We start from the raw sequence: 288 nt of genomic DNA on the forward strand, positions 1-288 counted from the left end.
CCTTTGAGTGAAGCTAGTGCCAGTCAGATCACATTCCTCTCCAATTCAAAATTAAAGCATCAGGCGGCCAGCACGAAAGCGGCTGCGCTGATCGTGACTGAGGCTGACTACGCGCAGGTGCGCAGCAGCTATCAGGGCGCTTGCATCGTTTTCGCTAATCCTTACGTTTATTTTGCGCGCACAGCGCAGCTATTCGCTGAACTCAATAAAATCCCGGCTGTGACGGGGATACATCCGACGGCCTGGGTCAGCCCGGCGGCTATCGTCCATGAGACTGCCAGTATCGGT

Annotated in this window: 1 protein-coding gene; it reads left to right on the forward strand. The window is 54.9% G+C overall.

Annotated elements, in window-relative coordinates:
* On the forward strand, positions 1-288 hold a 288-nt coding region (locus KDM89_RS21830), incomplete at both ends, for an LpxD N-terminal domain-containing protein (protein ID WP_329604730.1).

Origin of the sequence: Cognatundibacterium luofuense (genome assembly GCF_018139685.1) — a bacterium.
Taxonomy (GTDB): Bacteria; Pseudomonadota; Gammaproteobacteria; order Burkholderiales; family Burkholderiaceae_D; genus Undibacterium; species Undibacterium luofuense.